We start from the raw sequence: 974 nt of genomic DNA, 5'->3' as shown, positions 1-974 counted from the left end.
ATCTGGAATTGTTCAGGCGGAAGGTGGCGCGAGATGGCTTGCTCGACCATGTCGCGCAAGTCGTCTGGTTTAATGGCATCGAGTTCGACAGAAATGTCGCCGAACGATCCGGATCGTGTGTCGGATGTCTTGGTCGGTCGTGACGGCAGGTGCCAGGCTTCGATCTGGGGCGGCAGCACGGCGAGGCGATCGAAGTGGATCTCAGCCATAGGTGCCATCTGCCGCAGCGTCGTCTCGATCTTTTGCGCCGCATCGACGCCGGAAGGATCGTAATCACCGAGATGGTAGATGTAGGTCGGCACCTGGAGGCTGGTGATGTAGTTGGCCGCGCTATGAAGAAAGGACAGGCTGGCATAGCCACGGGCAACCATCAGTGGCACGTCGTAGAGGTCGGTAACCGGGTGGATGACACCGGACAGGGCGTCCTTTTCCAGCCACACCTCGACGTAGGAGTCGGCATCTGCCCACAGCGACTTGCGGTAGAAGCGTGCCGTATCCAGGAGTGCCTGCTCGACCGAACCGAAGGTCTGTGGTCGACGTTGCCAACGCGTATTGTCGGCCAGTGCGTTGTAGGCAAGAAGTCCGGATTTGCGCAGCATGACCAGATCGGTCTGCACCTTCGCGTAACCAGCCTCCGACTTGTCCACCAGCCCAACGACCGAAGCCTGGTAAAACACTTGGCGCACCGTCATTGGGTGCATCTGGCTGACGATTGCCAGCAGGCCGCTGCGGCGTTCCTCGATTTCGGCCTTGGTGGCGCGCACCCGTTTTATGGGGCTAGCCTGATAAAATCCGGTCATCGCGCCCTCCCTGCACGGAAGGCATGTTCGGCAATCACCAGCGCCAGGTCAGGCGAGATGGCATAGCGGGACAGAAGACGATGAAGTTGAAGGTTGAGGGGAGTTGGAGTAGAAGTTTCAATGTCACATTTGCTTCCCGGCATGTTGACATTAGCTCGGGTAGCGCCTGCAAGC

The 974-nt window shown here is 58.9% G+C and carries 1 protein-coding gene; it reads right to left on the bottom strand.

What is annotated here, in order from left to right:
* The coding region (locus ACODTY_RS24065; protein ID WP_488996694.1) for a hypothetical protein at positions 1 to 800 on the bottom strand (800 nt) is incomplete at its 3' end.
* Between the last annotated feature and the right edge of the window lie 174 nt (positions 801 to 974).

The organism is Mesorhizobium sp. FG116 (genome assembly GCF_057809835.1).
Note: the sequence above shows the minus strand (reverse complement) of the source record. Positions and strands in the feature narration are given on the sequence as shown.